This is a genomic window from Sphingobacterium allocomposti (genome assembly GCF_008124885.1).
Taxonomy (GTDB): Bacteria; Bacteroidota; Bacteroidia; order Sphingobacteriales; family Sphingobacteriaceae; genus Sphingobacterium; species Sphingobacterium allocomposti.
In genome coordinates this window covers 60,954-80,624 of sequence record NZ_VNHX01000009.1, presented here as the reverse complement: position 1 = coordinate 80,624, position 19,671 = coordinate 60,954, and the positions used below count along the sequence as shown (strand labels likewise).

General features: G+C 49.1%; 13 protein-coding genes. All 13 read left to right on the top strand.

The window, feature by feature from the left end; genetic code table 11:
• Nucleotides 1-3: 3 nt before the first annotated feature.
• Genes BC792_RS08360 through BC792_RS08300 form a run of 13 tightly spaced genes read left to right on the top strand, consistent with a single transcriptional unit; the run spans nt 4 to nt 19,668 of the window.
• Nucleotides 4-2,781: a glycoside hydrolase family 2 TIM barrel-domain containing protein gene (locus tag BC792_RS08360; RefSeq protein ID WP_148908539.1), complete on the top strand. Its 2,778-nt coding sequence runs from the start codon at nt 4-6 to the stop codon at nt 2,779-2,781.
• 11 nt (nt 2,782-2,792) lie between these two features.
• Nucleotides 2,793-5,528, top strand: coding sequence for an alpha-L-rhamnosidase (locus BC792_RS08355; protein WP_148908538.1), 2,736 nt, complete (start codon nt 2,793-2,795; stop codon nt 5,526-5,528).
• A gap of 4 nt (nt 5,529-5,532) precedes the next feature.
• Nucleotides 5,533-6,165, top strand: coding sequence for a DUF3826 domain-containing protein (locus BC792_RS08350; protein ID WP_148908537.1), 633 nt, complete (start codon nt 5,533-5,535; stop codon nt 6,163-6,165).
• A gap of 3 nt (nt 6,166-6,168) precedes the next feature.
• On the top strand, nt 6,169-7,317 hold the full coding sequence (locus BC792_RS08345) for a sialidase family protein (protein ID WP_148908536.1): 1,149 nt from the start codon (nt 6,169-6,171) through the stop codon (nt 7,315-7,317).
• A gap of 20 nt (nt 7,318-7,337) precedes the next feature.
• Nucleotides 7,338-8,489, top strand: coding sequence for an iron-containing alcohol dehydrogenase (locus BC792_RS08340; protein ID WP_148908535.1), 1,152 nt, complete (start codon nt 7,338-7,340; stop codon nt 8,487-8,489).
• 1 nt (nt 8,490) lies between these two features.
• Nucleotides 8,491-9,429, top strand: a complete 939-nt coding sequence (locus BC792_RS08335) for a dihydrodipicolinate synthase family protein (protein ID WP_148908534.1) — start codon at nt 8,491-8,493, stop codon at nt 9,427-9,429.
• Complete coding sequence (pdxA, locus tag BC792_RS08330; RefSeq protein ID WP_148908533.1) at nt 9,422-10,447, top strand: 4-hydroxythreonine-4-phosphate dehydrogenase PdxA; 1,026 nt, start codon at nt 9,422-9,424, stop codon at nt 10,445-10,447. The genes BC792_RS08335 and pdxA overlap by 8 nt, the downstream gene beginning before the upstream one ends.
• Before the next feature lie 10 nt (nt 10,448-10,457).
• A complete protein-coding gene (locus BC792_RS08325; protein WP_148908532.1) occupies nt 10,458-11,570 on the top strand; it encodes a four-carbon acid sugar kinase family protein in 1,113 nt (370 codons plus the stop codon).
• Nucleotides 11,571-11,592: 22 nt separating this feature from the next.
• Nucleotides 11,593-13,170, top strand: coding sequence for a sodium:solute symporter family protein (locus BC792_RS08320; RefSeq protein ID WP_148908531.1), 1,578 nt, complete (start codon nt 11,593-11,595; stop codon nt 13,168-13,170).
• A complete protein-coding gene (locus BC792_RS08315; protein WP_148908530.1) occupies nt 13,163-14,566 on the top strand; it encodes a DUF4974 domain-containing protein in 1,404 nt (467 codons plus the stop codon). Before BC792_RS08320 ends, BC792_RS08315 begins: the two co-directional genes overlap by 8 nt.
• Nucleotides 14,550-15,443 carry a sugar phosphate isomerase/epimerase family protein gene (locus tag BC792_RS08310; protein WP_148908529.1) on the top strand — a complete coding sequence of 298 codons (894 nt, stop codon included), beginning with the start codon at nt 14,550-14,552 and terminating at the stop codon, nt 15,441-15,443. The genes BC792_RS08315 and BC792_RS08310 overlap by 17 nt, the downstream gene beginning before the upstream one ends.
• Nucleotides 15,440-16,900 (top strand): glycoside hydrolase family 28 protein, encoded by a 1,461-nt coding sequence (locus tag BC792_RS08305; protein WP_170249991.1) that lies wholly within the window; start codon nt 15,440-15,442, stop codon nt 16,898-16,900. Before BC792_RS08310 ends, BC792_RS08305 begins: the two co-directional genes overlap by 4 nt.
• A gap of 2 nt (nt 16,901-16,902) precedes the next feature.
• On the top strand, nt 16,903-19,668 hold the full coding sequence (locus BC792_RS08300) for a family 78 glycoside hydrolase catalytic domain (RefSeq protein ID WP_246154923.1): 2,766 nt from the start codon (nt 16,903-16,905) through the stop codon (nt 19,666-19,668).
• Nucleotides 19,669-19,671: the final 3 nt, after the last annotated feature.

Genomic DNA, 19,671 nt, shown 5'->3' with positions numbered 1-19,671 from the left:
CACATGAGACTATACGTAGCTATTCTGTTTACACTACTTTTTGTGCACGCGACCCGTGTATCTGTCGGACAGGAAACTGTTCGCCATTATCTGTCGGGCACCGGTAAAGACGATGGTGTTCTGTGGGATTTCTCCGTATCAGAAGGTATGAAGGCCGGACAATGGACGAAAATTCCTGTTCCGTCCAACTGGGAACTTCACGGTTTTGGAAAATACAACTACGGCTTTGATAAAGAAGAAAAAAAAGGGAAAGAGATCGGCCGGTATCGACATTCTTTCATAGCCGACCGGAGTTGGAGGGGAAAGCAGGTCAACATTGTTTTCGAAGGCGTTATGACCGATGCCGAGGTTCGTATAAATGGGCAGCTGGCGGGAGAGGTGCACCGGGGCGCATTTTATACTTTCAAATACGATATCAGCAAGCTGTTGAAGTGGGGTAAACCCAACGTGTTGGAGGTAGAGGTAGCGAAACATTCGGCCGACAAGTCGGTGAATGCCGCTGAGCGGGAAGGAGATTTCTGGGTGTTTGGCGGAATCTTCCGGCCCGTGTTCCTCGAGATCTTGCCAGTCAACCACATAGAACGTGTTTCTTTTGATGCTCAGGCAGACGGCACGTTACGCACCAAGCTGATCGTCAAAGGGCGCGGCGACGAGGCCATTATCCAGCTTTACGACAGGGAGGGGAAAAAGTTCGGTAGGCCTGTACAGTTGGACATAAACGACGGACAGGCCTATGAGGAAGCCCGCTTCGAGCAACCCCAGCTGTGGTCGGCAGAGTTTCCGCACCTCTATCGCGCGGAAGTTGTGTTGCTGGCCGGTGGGACGGAGCAGCACCGCCTCACGCAAAAAATAGGCTTCCGGACGGTAGAGGTCAGAAAGAGGGACGGTGTCTATATAAACGGCACCAAAATTAAGTTCAAAGGTGTCAACCGGCATTCTTTCCATCCGACCTCGGGCAGGACGACCAGTAAAGCGATTAGTATTCACGACGTAGAGCTGATCAAGGAGATGAATATGAATGCCGTACGTATGGCTCACTATCCGCCCGATACGCACTTTCTAGAAGTATGCGATTCATTAGGCCTGTATGTCATGAACGAACTGGGAGGTTGGCATGGACATTACGATACGCCTATAGGGAAAAAGCTGCTGAAAGAAATGATACGTGTCTCGGAGAACAGCCCATCGATTATATTCTGGGCAAACGGCAATGAGGGCGGCCATAATTCGGAGTTAGACTCGTCCTTTTTCGCAGAAGATATCCAAAGGCGGCCTTTAATCTACCCGTGGGCCGTGTACGGTGGGTTCGAAACAACCCATTACCGCGAGTACAACTACGGTATAGGAACATATGATCATGGACATCATATAGTGATGCCTACAGAATTTCTGCACGGCATGTTCGATGGTGGACATGGAGCCGGCCTCGAAGATTATTGGAAGGCCATGTGGAACAATCCCCTGTCAGCCGGCGGATTTTTATGGGATTTCCAGGATCAGGGTGTGGTCAGGACGGATAAAGGCGGGATATTGGATACCGACGGAAATCGAGGCGCTGACGGCATTGTTGGTCCATACTACGAGCGGGAAGGTAGCTTTTACGCCATAAAGGAAGTGTGGAGCCCAATTTATTTTGAACGCCGCGAGATGACACCCGACTTTAACGGGGAGTTTATAGTTGAGAACAGATATGCTTTCACAAATATCGCCGACTGCTCCTTTACATATGCGTTACGCCATTTGCAAGGCGACCGCAGTAACATAGCGGTAACTCCTGTACGTATTGCATCACCAGATATTGCACCCTCCGCGAAGGGCATACTAAAAATCGAACTGCCGGCTGACTGGTACAGCTATGATGCATTGTATATTACCGCTAAGGATCCACATGGGAAAGAAATCTATACATGGAGCTTTCCCATCGCGTTGCCAGAACGCGTCGCTGAAACGTTAAAGAAACACGGTCTGTCTGACGTACATACAGAAGAGACGGCAACATCCTTCGTAGTGACCGCAAATGGTGTCCGCTATCAAATCAATAAGGAAAATGGTTTGTTGGAGTCCGTACAGAACGCGAAGGGCATCATTCCGTTCGCCCAAGGCCCCGTACTTCAGGAGGCGGTGAACAACTATGGCGGGTTTGTCATGCGGCGCGATAAGGACACGGTGATTATCGAATCTACCTTTGACAGAAAAGAGCGCTACAACACGTTGTCTTGGAAAATCTTTCCATCAGGGCAGCTTAAAATGCATGTTCAATATTTTCCTGAAAGTTATTTTACACGTTTCGTAGGCGTGAATTTCAATTTGCCGGAAAAGGAAATGAAAAGCGTCGAATATATGGGTATGGGGCCTTATCGCGTATGGAAGAACCGGATGAGGGGAAACCAGTTTGGAGTCTGGGAAAAAGCCTACAATGACGCGGCAACCGGAGAGATACCCTTTCAATACCCCGAGTTTAAAGGATACCACGCCAACATGTACTGGGCCAAGTTCAAGTTGGGAACACAGTCTTTCACTGTGTTTACCGATCGGGAAGATGTCTTTTTGCGCCTGTATACTCCGAAGGAGCAACAAGACACTGAGTGGAAAAATATGGAGCCTACCTTTCCTGCGGGAGATATATCCTTTATGAACGGGATATCCGCTATAGGCACCAAGACGCAAAAGCCCGAAACAACCGGTCCAATGGGGATGAAGCATGTCTATTATGATTTTGAGAAAGAGCCTATACGGGCGTTACATATGGTATTGTACTTTGATTTTTCTATTGAGCAATAAGCGTTAGCGGTATGAACAGATGGTGGTGTGTTTTTATAGTATGGTTAAGCGTTGTTCCCGCCGCGGTCATCGCTGGTCCGGACGTGTTTGATCTGCGCTGTGAACTGCTTACGGAACCGCTCGGCATAGACGTGCCGCAGCCTCGTTTAGGATGGAAGATTAAGGCGGAAGAGCGTGGCGTACTACAAACCGCCTATCATATACTCGTCGCGTCCTCGCCCGAGAAGCTGGCGCAGGACATTGGAGATTTGTGGGATTCGGGTAAGACGGAATCCCATAATTCGATTGCCGTTTACTATGACGGAAAAGCTTTAAAAAGTGACACGAAGGTTTTCTGGAAAGTCAAAGTGTATACCAACGTGGGTGAATCCGCTTGGTCGGCGCCTGCTTCATGGCGGGTAGGTCTGCTGTATTACAAGGACTGGAATAGGCGTTGGATTGGCTTCGATGGGTACTTCAACAGCGATGATGAAGAAGCCGGTTATCTGAGCGCCCGGTATTTCCGAAAGGAAATTTCCATGACGAAAGAAGTGAAAGAAGCAACGGCCTACATTATGGGGCTCGGTTTGTATGAGTTGTATATCGATGGTAATAAAGTGGGCGATCAGGTGCTCGCTCCAGGCTTAACCGATTACACCAAAAACGTAAAATACAACGTGTTCGATGTTACGGATTTACTCAAGGGGAATAAACATGCTTTGGGAGTCGTATTAGGTAACGGGCGTTATTACGCTGTACGGCAGGAAAAACCGTATAAGGTGAAAAATTTCGGTTTCCCCAAAGTACAAATGCAAATTCGCGTGACTTATACGGATGGTTCTAAGCAAACCATTCACACAGATGATACGTGGAAAGGCACAACAGAGGGACCGATTATATCCAATAATGAATACGATGGCGAGATATATGATGCCCGTAAGGAGCTGCAGGGCTGGGCGACAGTTGGCTATGATGACAGGGCTTGGAAGAAAGCGACCTATGTACAGGAGCCGGGGGGGAATTACGAAGCCCAATTAAATCGTAATATGAAAGTAATGCAAGACCTTCAACCGGTTTCCATCACATCCAAAGGCGGAAAATATATTATCGATTACGGACAGAACTTTTCCGGCTGGGTGAAGATGCGTGTGCAGGGCGAAAGTGGAACGAAAGTAACCTTGCGCTTTGCAGAATCGCTAAATGAGGACGGTACGCTTTTCCGGGACAATCTGCGCGCCGCAAAGGCGACGGATGTGTATATTTTAAAAGGCGGCGCCGTAGAGGAATGGGAGCCGCGTTTCACCTATCATGGTTTCCGTTATGTAGAGGTAGAAGGTTACCCCGGTGACTTGGATGTGGAGAAAATTACGGGGCGACTGGTATACGATGAAATGGAGACGGTCGGGTCATTTACCTCATCAAATACGTTGCTGAATCAAATTCATAAGAACGCCTGGTGGGGAATCGCCTCAAACTATAAAGGTATTCCCGTAGATTGCCCGCAACGTAACGAACGGCAGGCTTGGTTGGGTGACAGGCCGGGTAGTGCTTACGGCGAAAACTTTCTGTTCGACAATGCCAATTTCTATATCAAATGGTTGGACGATATCCGCCTGTCGCAGAAGGAGGACGGGGCAATTCCCGACGTAGCACCGGCTTTCTGGCGATATTATAGTGATAATATGACCTGGCCCGGTACATACTTGATTGTGGCCGATATGCTATACCAACAGACAGGTGATGTACGTATACTAAAGAGGCATTATCCGGCCATGAAGAAATGGATGCAGTATATGCGGGCGCTCTACATGGATGGCGATGGGATCATAATCAAGGACAGCTACGGCGACTGGTGTGCACCACCGGCAACTATTGAGGAAGGACGTGGTAAGAGTGCTGATGTCAAACGTCCAAATCCCCTCATATCCACGGCATATTACTACCATTTGTTGGAGGTAATGGCTCGTTTTTGTGAATATACAGGAGACAGCATAGATCGGGCAGAATTTGAGGAAGCCGCGGTCAAAATGAGGGAAGACTTCAACAGAAGATTCTATAATCCGTCTGGCTATTACGGCAACAATACCCTGACAGAGAATATCCTAGCGATGTATTTCGGGCTAGTGGAAGATAGCGAGAAAGAGAAACTCGCCGGCCGCATTATCGCGATTATCGAGAAAGAAAATAACGGTCATTTAAGTACCGGATTGGTTGGAACGCAATGGATTATGCGTACGTTGACCGATATGGGGCGTTCCGATCTGGCCTATAAACTGGCCACCAATACGTCATACCCGTCATGGGGCTACATGATTGAACACGGCGCAACGACCATATGGGAGCTGTGGAACGGTAATACGGCGCATCCGCGTATGAATTCGCAAAACCATGTGATGATGCTGGGCGACCTATTAGTGTGGTATTATGAGAATCTGGCGGGGATTAAGTCGGCAGCGAACGGATTTCAAAGAATTGTCATGCAGCCGGAGCTTATTGAGGGGCTTGATCATGTAGCTGCGCGCTACCAGAGCTTGTACGGAGAAATTACATCGAACTGGACAAAGCGTAAATCTACCTTTGAGTGGACAATTTCTATCCCTCCGAATACGCGAGCGGAGCTGTATTTACCCGCAAGAAAAGGATCATCTATCACAGAAAGCAACAGAAATATAAAGGACAATAGCCGTATGCAGATCCTGTCAGAAGACGGCGACAAGGTGAAGATAGCGATTGGATCGGGTACCTATCAATTCAAAACTAAATTATAAACACATGAAAAAGATATTCATTATTTTTTTTCTGAGCTTTTTAGCGGTCAATCTGAAGGCGCAGGATAATACAGGGGAACAGAAACGGGCTGCTGAGTGGGTCGCCGCGCTTGATCTTCATGACACGAAAAAAGAAGAGCGTATAAAGACGTTAATCTTTAACCACCTGGTTGCCGTTAAAGAATGGCACAATACGCATCCCGCGAGTACCGTTCCTGCAGGAATCAACCCTGTAACCGGTCAGAAATTAAGTGAGCTCGATAGAACGATTATTGCCGACTCGGCGATGCCCGACACCGTTCATAACACGCTGATGAATGGTTTACGGGAAGAACTGGATGCTGCTCAAGTGGCTTTTATCCTGGATAAATATACCATTGGTAAGGTTGATTTCACCATGAAGGGTTACAAAGCTATTGTGCCTGATCTGACCGCGGAAGAGGAAAAAGTGATCCGCGCTCATTTGGAAGAGGCGAGGGAAATGGCTATTGATTACAAAAACATGAAACAGATCTCCGCTATTTTCGAGATTTATAAGACCAAATCAGAAGCGTATTTGAATGCTAACGGAAGAAACTGGAGACAGCTGTATAAAGATTACGTTAACAAGGCTAGAGCCGAAAAAGCTAAAAAATAAAAAATGAAAAGTAAGATAGGGTTATTCATGATAATCAGCATGGTGTTCTTCTTTGGTGCACGTGCGCAGGAAAATGCTTTACACAAATGGCAGAAAGGTATCGTACGAGACGAGTTTATCTATGAAAAGGCAGCCTTTCCTTCCTGCCATTCCGCTACGTTGGCGGAAACGCCGACGGGGCTGGTGTATGCATTTTTTGGAGGTACCAAGGAGCGGCACCCTGATGTGGAGATTTACATTTCCCGGTTAGACGACGGAAAATGGACAGCCCCGGCGTCGGTGGCCAATGGGATACAAGAAGACGGCAGCCGCCTGCCCACCTGGAACCCTGTATTGTATCAGGTGCCCAACGGGGAGCTACTGCTATTTTATAAGGTAGGTCCCAAGCCCTCGGCTTGGTGGGGTATGCTTAAACGTTCTACCGATGGCGGCAAGACATGGTCGGAAGCAGAACGCCTGCCGGAGGGCTACCTTGGACCCATTAAGAATAAGCCGGTGTTACTGAGCAATGGCAGCCTGATATGTCCAACAAGCACCGAAGGTAATGGCTGGAACATACATTTCGAGATCACGTCAGACTTCGGAAAGACGTGGCGCAAAGTTGGCCCTATTGCCAAGGGTGAAGATGTGTTAAATGCCATCCAGCCGAGTGTACTGGACCACGGTAAGGGGAAGCTACAGATTCTCGCGAGAAGCCGTAACTGGGCGATTGTGGAGTCTTGGTCGTACGACTACGGCGAAACATGGACGCCCCTGCAAAAGACAACATTGCCAAATAACAACTCAGGGACAGATGCCGTTACCATGAAAGATGGCACACACGTGCTGGTTTACAATCACGTCTTACCTCCCAAAGACAATCCAAAAGGGGCACGTACCCCCTTGAATGTGGCTATCTCGAAAAACGGAAAAGATTGGGATGCCGTACTGATATTGGAAGATTCGCCTATTAGCCAATATTCTTATCCGGCGGTGATACAAACAAGCGATGGTCTTCTCCACTTCGCCTACACGTGGAGAAGGCAGAAAATGAAACATGTTGTTGTAGACCCCTCCCAATTAAAAAGGAGACGTATCAAGAAAGGCATCTGGCCAACGGTAGCCGGATATACCTTACCTACATTGGAAACGTATAAAGCAGAAGAAGATTAGTAATAGAATATAAAAAAAGCATGTCAGTAGAACGCGTATTAAAAATAAATTTTCCAGGGAAGCTCGTTTTTGGCAATGGTGTGTTGGAACAGCTTGTGGAAGATGTGGTCGCATTAGGAAGCAGGTCGGTCATGCTGCTGACGATTAGACCTTTGGAACAGCGGGTCAGTGGGTTTGTAACGCAACTGAAGGAGCACGGTATACAGGTCGTCGTGGATACAAGTATCGATAAGGAACCGTCATTCGGTGACTTTAATCGGGTATCTGCCAGTCATCGGGAGATAGAGATTGATACCGTTGTCGGGATAGGAGGAGGCAGCGTATTAGATGTCGCCAAGTTGTTGGCGGCGCTGTTGGACGGTGTACAGCCATTGGAAGCTGTTGTTGGTAATGGCCTGTTAAGGGGGCGAAGCAAACGGCTTATCTGTGTTCCGGCAACATCCGGAACGGGAAGCGAGGTCTCGCCAAACGCTATTTTGGTAGACGACGAAAATCAGAAAAAAGGAATTATAAGCCCTTTCCTGGTTCCGGACATGGTTTATGTGGATCCCTTGCTCACGATAGGATTGCCGCCCGAGATTACAGCGGCAACGGGACTGGATGCATTGACCCACTGTTTAGAGGCGTACACGAATAAATTTGCGCAGCCTTTTATAGATATCTATGCGTACGAAGGCATACGCCTAATTGCGGCCAATTTAGTGGAAGCCGTGCGGAACGGAACGAATACGCAAGCAAGACATGACATAGCTATGGGAAGCCTGCTTGGCGGCTTCTGTCTGGGGCCCGTAAACACGGCGGCGGTACATGCGTTGTCCTACCCCTTGGGTAGCATGTTTCACCTTGCTCATGGACTGTCAAATGCGTTGCTTTTGCCGTATGTCATGGAATACAATTATACGGCGGCACCCAAGAGATACGCCGACGTTGCGGTAGCATTGGGGTGCCCCCGAAAGCAGACGGAGGAGGAAACAGCACTATCGGGAATAGCCAAGGTTAAGGAATTGATAAAAGATTGTGGAATTCCTGCCCGGTTACGCGAGGTGGGCATACCTCGGGAAGCGCTGCCAACGATGGCTGAAGATGCCATGAAAATAACCCGTTTATTGGTTAACAATCCACGCGAGCTTGCATTATCTGACGCGTTGGCCATATTAAATGCTGCCTATTAAGATGAAAGAACACAATATACAAAAAGAGACGATTGTTCCCGTGGTAGCGCCCCTGAAACAAGATCTAAGTCTGGACCGGGACGCTGTAGCCCGCATTTTTTCCTACTTGTATGCAAACGGGGCGACCCCATTTATTCTAGGTACAACCGGGGAGTCCGCGTCCTTATCAAACCGTTTTAAAGAGGATTATCTGCAGGCGGCCGTGGCGAACCGGCCACGTGACAAGAAGCTATATGTGGGGATTTCTTCGAATATCCTTCAAGACTCCATTGCTTTTGCCAACCTGGCGGCCACGTTGGGCGTTGAAGAGGTTGCCGCTACGCTGCCAACATATTACAAGCTGTCAGAAGCGCAAATGGAAAAGTATTATCTCGACCTTGTAGAAGCTATTGAAGCCAACTTAATAGTCTACAATATCCCTGCCACAACACATATGTCAATTCCGCTTGGTTTATTGGACAAACTAAGCTTCCATCCAAAAATTGTTGCTGTGAAAGACTCTGAGCGAAGCATGGAAAGGCTGGAACAATCGCTGCGCCTCTGGAAGGACAGGACAGACTTTAAACATTATATGGGGTGGGCAGGCGCCTGTGCACATTCCTTGATTCACGGAAGCGACGGTATCATTCCCAGCTCGGGCAATTTTGCCCCGGCAATTTATACGGCAATGTGCCGGGCCGTGGAACGGGGCGACACGGCGACGGCAGAAGCTTTACAGCAGCAGTCGGACAATCTGGGCGCGCTGTACCAGTCTAACAAATCGCTAGGCGAGTCTTTATGGGCCCTAAAGGTGCTCATGAAGGAGCTCGGCTTATGTGAGCCCTACATGATGCCGCCACTGTATGCGTTGGGACAGCAGGAAGAACGGGCTTTAATTGAAGCCTTCCATGCATTGATAACTAAAGAGAGTATAAAATTGAATATTGTAAATCATGTATAAACCTATTATCGGTATTACAATGGGTGATCCGGCGAGCATAGGGCCGGAGATAGCTTTAAAAGCCTTACTGAACAAGCGGGTACAGGATATTTGCCGACCTATATTAATCGGCGACGCCGCCGTATTCCAACAGATAGCGGACCGGCTGCAATTACCTATTGCTATCCGTCCCGTGGCAGCTGTTTCGGAAGCGCAGTTTATCGACGGTCAGGCAGATGTGTTCGACCTTCACAACACCGATTTGTCGAAGGTTGTATTCGGCGAGATCTCGGCAGAAGCGGGAAACGCATCTTTCGAATCGGTGGTGAAAGTCATCGACTTGGCACTCAATGGGGCCGTCGACGCCACAGTAACGGGGCCGATCAACAAGAAGTCTATTAACGAAGCCGGGCACCACTTTGCCGGGCACACCGAGATCTATGCACATTACACGGGAACCAAAAAATATGCAATGTTGCTCGTCGAGGAGAATATGCGCGTGATCCATGTTTCAACCCATGTATCCCTCCGGCAAGCCTGCGATCTGGTGCGGCAGGAACGTATCCTCGAGGTTATCGAACTGCTCCAAAACGGGTTGATCAGCCTCGGCGTAGACAATCTAAAGATCGGTGTTGCCGGTTTAAATCCGCATGCCGGCGATTCGGGACTGTTTGGGACTGAAGACGACGAAGAGATTCTGCCCGCAGTGGTGTTGGCCAAAGAACGCGGGTACGATGTGGATGGACCCATTCCGGCGGACACCCTGTTTGCAAAAGCCGCTACTGGATATTACGGGGGGATTGTAGCGATGTATCATGATCAAGGGCACATTCCGTTTAAGCTGACGGGCTTTAAGTGGAATGCCGAAAAAAAGCAGATGGACAGCGTGAAAGGCGTAAATATCACCATGGGGTTGCCAATCATCCGTACGTCGGTTGATCACGGGACGGCTTTTGAAATAGCCGGAAAAGGTGTTGCCAGCCCCGATGCGATGATTCTGGCGATAGAATCCGCCGTTCAGCTGGCATTAAACAGATAAATCGAAACGTATGAAGCCGATTTTAGTGATAGCAGACGATTTAACAGGGGCCGCCGAAGTTGGGGGCATCGCCGTTCGCTATGGATTGTCCGCTCAGATCGCGCATACGTTGAAGCAAAAGGCAGACGTCGATATCGAGATCCTGAACACGAATACCAGATCAATGAACCGCGATCACGCGCTGTCGCATGTCGGGTCTTTGTTTACAGATATAGATAGGGATAGGTGGAGCTGGACATTTTTAAAATTCGATTCTGCGCTGCGGGGACATATACAGCAAGAAATCCCGTTTTTCAGGGCATTATTCGGTATGCAAGGCGTATTATTCTGCCCTGCAAATCCGGCTTTGGGGCGCGTGATTCAACAGGGGATGTATCTGGTTGACGGCATTCCTATAGCGGATACCGGCTTTGCCAACGATCCCGAATTTCCGATTTCGGAAAGTGCTATTCTTTCTCTGTTGGGAGCTGAGGATTGGCGGTTACTGGATCGGATGGATGCGCTTCGGAAGGAATATACGTATGTTGTTCCGGCTATCGCCGATAATGATGGGCTAAACCATTGGGCGTCTATTTCTCCGGTTGGACACTTATGTGCTGGGTCGGCTGTTTTTTTTGAGGCGTTGCTACGCAATCGCATGGAGGAACGCCGTCCGGCGACTACCACGGGGCTGGCAGAGCGACTTGACCATGCGCTCTTCATTTGCGGATCAAACCATGTCAGCAGCGTAAATCGCCTAAATAAACTTAACACCGACGATGTCGTGTACTGGAGGAAAAGCGGGGAGGAGCGGATCGTCGCGAACGCTTTACGGGAGATGCTAATGAAAAAGGGCGGTGGAGTGTTTGCTATAGACCCTACCGTTTCGGCCGACCCTGTTGCCATTAGGCACAGTATGGCAAAAGTTATTGCTATATTGAACGAAAAATGTACGCTGAGGAAGCTAATTATAGAAGGAGGTGCTACAGCAAGCGCTGTTTTGGAAGCACTCCAAATTGACGCACTTCGTCCAATTAAGGAGCGAGCGCCGGGGGTCATCACATGCGAAATTCCTACAAGCGGATTGCATGTCACGTTGAAACCGGGCAGTTATCCATGGACGAAAGATTTATGGGCTTTCTAGCCTAAAAAAACCGAATAAACAAATGAATAAACCTATTTTAAACGTTTTTGATTATGGTATCATCGTAGCTGTCCTACTGGTTACTTTGTATTTTGGACTGAAATACGCCAAGAATCAAAAGTCTACAGAAGCTTATTTTTCAGCGAAAGGGCGCGTACCATCGTGGGCAATCGGGATGTCGCTTTTAGCTACGTTGATTAGCAGCGTGACATTTTTAGGGTATCCTGCGGAGGGCTACTCGCATAACTGGATTCTCTTGGTGCAAGGGCTAATGGTGCCCATCGTGTTGATCGGAACGGTATGGTTCATTGTACCGTTATATCGGAAAGTAATAGGTCTAAGCACATATGAATACTTTGAAAAGCGGTTTGGTAATTTTGCGCGCTATTACAGCTCTATAGCTTTCGTTTTGAGGCAGTTCTCAGGGATGGGTACCGTACTCTACCTGTTAGCCGTAGCTTTGTCCAGTATGACCGACATCAACACCTACTGGATTATCATTGTTGTCGGAACTATTATCGTTGTTGTTAACCTTCTTGGAGGTATTGAGGCTGTTATCTGGCTGGACGTGTTTCAGGGATTTATGCTTTTTGCCAGCGGAATCCTCTGTTTGCTGGTCATTATATTCTCGGTACAGGGCGGATTGCCGGAGATCTGGAGGGTTGCGTCGGAGAACGGCCGGACCGGGTTCGGACCTTACGACCTCGATTTCACGAAATTGACATTTGTCGTAATGGCTATAAACGGAATGTTTTACGCCATACAAAAATACGGAACCGATCAAACGGTAATCCAGCGCTATCTGACGGCGCGGTCTGACAAATCTGCAATCCGTGCGTCCCTTATGGGAATTTTGCTGACCGTGCCTGTATGGTCGCTTTTTATGTTTATCGGGACAGCATTGTTTGTCTATTATACGCAGCAACCTTTGCCGGACGGCATTGGTCCCAACAGTGTATTTCCCTATTTTATCATGAGCAACCTGCCCGTAGGTGTGGTGGGCTTTATCTTAGCGGCTATGGTATCGGCTGCAATCTGTAGCCTCAGCGCTGACCTCAATTCGCTGGCAGCCGTTGGAATAGAAGATTACTATAAGAAGCTACGGCCGGACAAGGTGGATAACGAATACCTGAAGGCGAGCCGATGGATGGTGGCGATTGCAGGGCTGGTGTCCATGGGGATAGGGTTTGTCTACATTGAGCTGGGCAGCGAAAGTATCCTCGGGATAATCTTTACGTTATATGCTATCTTCTCCGGAGGGATAGTCGGGATTTTCTTACTTGGTATATTTTCATCGCGCGCAAACCGGCAGGGCGTAAACATCGCCATAATAGCCTGCATACTGTTTACAGCCTACGCGTTCTTAACCAGTACAGAAATAGAATTTCGCGGCGAGAAGCTGATGCTGCTGGATCTAGGCGCTTTCAACTTTACACATAACAAACTTATGCTCGGTGTCTACAGCCATGTTGTCGTCATCGTGGTTGGATATGTGGCAAGTCTGTTTTTTCCAAAACAAGAGCTGGATCCAAATCTATATTATTCCGGTTGGAAGAACAATCGCAGGATAGAAAAAGAAGGAGGAGTAAACCATGATTAAACAGCTTGTTTTTGCGGCGGTATTCCTGACAGCAATCGGTCGGGTATCCGCACAGACATCGGACAGCCAATACCGGAAGCCCTTAAAAGAGGTATTGGAGGCGATCCAGAAAAGGTATGGGGTGATAATCAAATATCAGGAAGAGCAGGTCAGCGACAAGTGGCTAAATTATGCTGACTGGCGCTTCCGCGCAGATGTGGACGAAACATTGCGACAAGTACTGGCGCCGTTAGACCTGAAGGTAAACAAAGAAGGAGACAAAAAATACAAGCTTAAAGAATACGAATATTACCGATGGGAGCCGCAGGACGGATGGGATTATCTCAATCAATTGGCTTCGCAATATCAGGATAAAGATAGCTGGGAGCATCGGAAACAACAGATCCGTCCCGATTTGTATAAAGCGTTGAAGCTTTCGCCGTTGCCTCCGGCGCCGCAATCGGTACCCTTGGTAACAAAAAAACGGAAGTTTCAGAACTATACCGTGGAGAACTTCGCATTAGAGATCATGCCCGGCTTGTATGTTAACGGTTCCATATACAGACCTTTGAAACCAAAAGGTAAAGTGCCGCTGATGCTGAGCCCGGACGGACACTGGGCTGGCCATCGTTTCCGCAAGGACGCACAGATTCGCTGTGCGATGACAGCGCAAATGGGGGCAGTTGCTGTGAGCTACGATCTTTTTGGCTGGGGAGAATCCGGCTTACAGTTTCAGTATAGCGACCACCGCAGAAGTTTATCGTTGACCGTTCAAACATTGGGGGCTATACGCATACTGGATTGGATGCTGCAAGATAGCCAGATCGATACGGCACGGGTAGGTATCTGCGGAGGCTCGGGGGGCGGAAGTCAGACGGTACTGATGACCGCATTGGATGATCGTATTACGTTGAGCATTCCGGTTGTTTCACTGTCTTCCTATTTCTATGGAGGATGCCCATGCGAGAGCGGGATGCCGATACATGCAAGTGCCGGTGGAACCAATAATGTAGAATTGGCTGCTATGGCAGCACCTCGGCCCCAGCTGGTCATCTCCGACGGCAAAGATTGGACGGCGCACATGCCCCAACATGATTTCCCTTATCTCCGGAAAATATACGGCTACTACGGGAAAACGGAATTGGTAGAAAATGTTCACCTTCCGGATGATGGCCATGATTTCGGCTATTCTAAACGTAAACCTGTTTATGATTTTATCAGCAAGCATTTTGGCTTAGACACGAAAGGACTTAAAAATGCAGCAGGCGATTACGATGAATCGGGCTGTGCGATAGAAGAAGAAAAGGCATTGTATGCTTTTGGATCCAATGGGGAAAATCTGCCGTCCAACGCGATACAGGGCTATAAAAATTTAGAACAACTATTTAAAAACGAACAGCATGAAGCTATTAAATAGAAGAGCGTTTATAACAGCATCCCTTTTCGGTGCAACAACCTTGATGTTGCCGAAGTCAACTTGGGCACTTGCGCGGAAAGATCAGCGCTATAAAGTGGCTGTGATCGATTTGATGATCTTGAAAAGGCAGAAAATTAGTGCTTTTGATCTCGCGCGGGAAATCGGAGCCGACGGATTGGAGGTGGACATGGGAGGACTCGGTAGCAGAGATACCTTCGACAGCAAGCTGGCAGACCCTGTCGTCCGACAGCAGTTTTTAGACAAGTCCAAAGCTACGGGGGTTCAGATATGTTCGTTGGCCATGACGGGTTTCTATGCACAGTCGTTTGCCACACGGCCCACGTACCGGCAGATGGTGGGCGATTGTCTGGACACCTGCCAACAGATGGGTGTTAAATTGGCCTTCCTACCGTTGGGCGTTCAAGGCGATCTGGTACAGCACCCCGAACTTCGTCCAGCCATTGTCAAGCGCCTCCGTGTAGTCGGTAAGATGGCAAAAAAGGCGGGGGTAATCGTCGGTATAGAAACAGCTTTGGATGCACGGGGGGAAGTAGAGCTGTTGAAAGAAATCGGATCCCGGAACATACAGATTTACTTTAATTTTTCAAATCCGTTAAAACAGGGACGTGATCTGATTCAAGAGTTACATATTCTGGGAAGAAACAGGATCTGTCAGATCCACTGTACGGACGAAGATGGCGTCTGGTTGGAGAACAACCGGCGGCTAGATATGCGGTTGGTGAAGAAGACGTTGGACGACATGAGATGGAAGGGCTGGCTGGTGATCGAACGCTCCCGGGATGCCTCCCTGTCGCCACGGGCAGTAAAGGAGAACTTTGGTGCCAACGCAAGATTTGTAAAAAGTATTTTCCAATGACAGGTAGATATATAGGATATTGGCTGATCACCTTATGGCTGCTGGCCGGATGCCGGAGCATACCGCTTGACAGGCAGCTCGACAAGGTATTGCCGACCGCTGAGCGCGTAGGAGCCGACCAGCTGCCAAAAGCGGTGGAAAAAGTACACTCGCCGTTCTTCGATATGGACGTCGCCCGCCCGCAGTTCCCCGATAGGCGGGATACGGTGCTACCGAGCGAATCTATACAGGAAAAATTGGATAGACTGGCGGAAAAGGGAGGCGGAACATTGCTGCTGAGCGGCCATCACCTGACGGGTAGGATCGCGCTGAAATCGAATATCGAACTTCGGCTGGATACGGGTGCGGTATTGGAGTTTAAAAGCGAAATTGCCGATTTCCTACCGGTGGTGTTCACCCGTAACGAAGGCGTGGAACTCTATAGCCTTGGGGCATGTATCTACGCCAACGGGGCCAAGAATATTGCCATAACAGGAACAGGGAGAATCATCGGCCCAGGAGAAGGAAGCGTGCGAAAGCAGACGATGACGCACGACGTGATTGAACATATTGTCGACAGCGAAACGCCGGTAGAGGACAGAATATATGATGGAAAAACAGCAGACTTTATATTTCCGCCAGCTCTAATTGCGCCGATAAACTGCAGCAATGTATGGATTGAAGGGGTATCGTTAGAGCGTTCCGCATTTTGGAATATCGTACCTACGTATTGTGATGGAGTCGTCATTCGGGGCGTCCGTGTGAATTCCATAGGGATACAGCGTGGAGATGGCATCGATATCGAATCTTCCAGAAACGTGCTCGTCGAATATTGTACGTTAAATACCGGTGATGATTGCATCGCGATCAAGGCGGGGCGTGGATACGATGGGCTGCGCGTAAACCGGCCGGCGGAGAACATTGTCGTGCGGTACTGCCTTTCCCAAAAGGGTCATGGCGGCTTCACGATCGGCAGCGAAACGGCAGGGATGGCAAAGAACGTATACGTTCACGACTGTGTATTTGAAGGTACCGATGTCGGTATCCGCTTCAAAACCAGACGTCCCCGAGGGGGTGGTGGCGAGCACATCCGCTTCGAAAACATAAGGATGCATGTGGTCCATTCGGCACTGCGCTGGGATATGCTGGGACAGGCACAGCATGTGGGTAGCCAGGCTAGCCGGGAGTTTAAAGTAAAAGTGAACGCACTGACCCCGCGGTTCTCTGCAATTCAGCTGCACAACATCTACATCGGATCAGCCTCCGACTGTATTAAGATCGAAGGGATTCCCGAGTCGGTGCTGGAAGACGTTACATTCAGCCGCGTCTTCGCCAGGGGTAAACGCTACCTATCCATCAAAGACGCCAAAGACATCCGGATAATGAATAGCTTATTCGACTGTCAGGATTACACAGTGGACACAACAAACGTGTCGGACTTGATCCAGAGAAACGTTGATTTTAAAGCAGCATACTAATCATGAAAGATCCTGGAAAAACATATAAAAACAAGGGAAGTGCATGGACGCAGGGGATGATTCGCTTGATCATCCTCCTGCTTCTCCTCGGATATCAGACCATAGCCTTTGCCTCCCTGGAGATAAAACGCGTATTGATTTCCGGCCGCGAAAACCCCCTTGGCATCAATACCGGTACGCCAACGTTCAGCTGGCAGTTGGCAAGCGACGGTCATGATGTACGCCAGAAAGCCTACCGTATTGAAGTGGCCAGTGATGTTGCTTTTCCCAAAGATGCATTGGTATGGGACTCTCACTGGCAGCATAGCGGGCAGTCGCTCCACCAGGCTTATCATGGACCGTCCCTGGGAGCGGCTAAGACGTATTTTGTAAGGATCTCCGTAGAAGATAATCGAGGGAACAAGGCAACCAGTAAGGTGCAGTATTTTCATGTAGGCCTTTTGGACACTGCCGATTGGGGCGGTGCTGCCTGGATTACCAAGGATGTGTTGCCAGACTCCTTGGTTAATCCCTTGCCGCTGAGTTCCAGTAAACTGCGCATAGACAAGAGCTACGATCTCCCCGTTTTTAGGAAGTCTGTACACCTCCAAAAGCGTTTAAAGTCGTCGATTGCTTATATCTCGGGATTAGGCCACTATGAGCTGCTGCTCAACGGACGGCATGTAGACGATGCTGTGTTGCAGCCGGGCTGGACCAAATACGATAAAGAAGCGTATTATGTTGTCTATGACCTGACGAAGCAATGGCGAAGAGGGAAGAACACCTTTGCGGTATTATTGGGAAACGGCTTTTACTACATACCCCCGATCAAAGGGCGCTTTCAAAAACACAAAGTGGCTTTTGGGTTGCCGAAACTGAAAATGAAGGTTGTCAACACGTTTGTGGACGGTACCGAGGAGGTTATCATCACGGATACCAGCTGGAAAACACATCGCTCGCCTATCACATTTTCGAGTATGTATGGTGGAGAGGACTACGACGCAGGCGTGCTTCCCGCCAATTGGACGCTGCCAGACTATGACGATACCCATTGGCAACAGGCGTTACTGACCGACGGCCCTGCATTACGTGCGCAGGAGATTGACCCGGTCCGCATCATGGAGTACTTTAAGCCGAAAAAACTACAGTCCAGCGGCAACAATGGCCGGATGGTTTACGACTTCGGACAAAATGCGTCGGGAATAATAACGCTGACGATGACAGGTAACAAGGGGGACACTGTACGTGTATATCCGGCAGAACTGCTGACGGACGACGGACGTCCCAACCAGAAACATTCGGGGAGTCCTTATTATTTTCAGTACATCTTTGATAAGAAAGGAAAGGTAACGTGGCGGCCGCGTTTTACATACTACGGTTTTCGATATGCTGAAGTACAACTGCGGCCAGCGGCGGTAAAGAAGATCCACATAAACGATATCCGCGCGGCACACATCCGTAACAGTGCAAGGCAAATAGGATCCTTTCACAGTTCAGACACGCTATTTAACCAGATACATACGCTAATCAATTGGGCAATCAAAAGCAACATGGTCAGCGTATTTACCGACTGCCCCCATCGCGAGAAGCTTGGATGGCTGGAGCAGCTTCATCTTATGGGGCCGTCGGTACATTTCAACTTCGACGTCCAACGCTTATTTGCGAAGTCGTTGCGGGATATGCGTCTGTCACAGACCAGGGATGGATTGGTGCCGGAGATTGCTCCCGAGTATGTACAGTTCGACTGGGGAGGCGACATGTTCAGGGACTCACCGGAGTGGGGATCCAGCGCAATTCTACTGGCATGGTACGCCTATCAGTGGTATGGCGATCCAGCATTCCTGCGCGACAACTACGCGATGATGAAGCGCTATATTGACTATTTAAGGGGGAAGGCGAAAAACAATATCCTGTATCAAGGACTGGGCGACTGGTACGACCTGGGACCGGAACGCCCCGGCGTATCACAGCTCACGCCGGCGGGCATCACGGCTACGGCCATCTATCACTATGATCTCGAAATATTGTCGCGCATAGCAGAAATCCTCGGGGATACCGCGACGAAGCGATCGGCAGACTCCCTTCGAAAGGAGGTATATCGCTCGTTTAACACGGTGTTTTATCAAGCCGATAAAGCGGTTTACGGATCGGGGAGCCAGACCTCGTTGGCTATGCCCTTATATATGGGGCTGGTCGATCCGTCGGTCCGACAGAACGTGTTTGAAAATCTGGTGCAGGATATCGTTTCGCGGGATACTTCCTTTACTGCCGGCGACATCGGACACCGCTATCTATTACAGGTTTTACACAAATATAAGCGAGACGATCTCATTGTCGCGATGCACCGCGATGACACGCGGCCGGGCTACGGGTATCAGATCCGGAAAGGGGCAACTGCCTTAACCGAATCCTGGGCGGCGTTGCCGAACGTCTCCAATAACCACTTTATGCTGGGCCACTTAATGGAGTGGTTTCATGCCGGTTTGGGAGGACTTGGGCAGGAGGCCGGCTCCATCGCCTATGAACATAGCCGCTTGGCGCCACGCCTATTGTCGTGGCTGGAGGGACGTCACGTAAGCTTTGAGACCCCCTACGGCATGCTTGACTGGAAAAGCGAAAAAGGGAAATATGAGGTGCACATCCCTGTCAATAGCCGCTGTACAGTCGTGCTTCCTGCATCGGCGGACTACATCATCAACGGTAAGAGGCTGGATAGCTACACACATCGGACAACGGACGATGGATTGGAAATCACATTGGGGTCCGGTAGATACACAATCAAAAAATGAAAA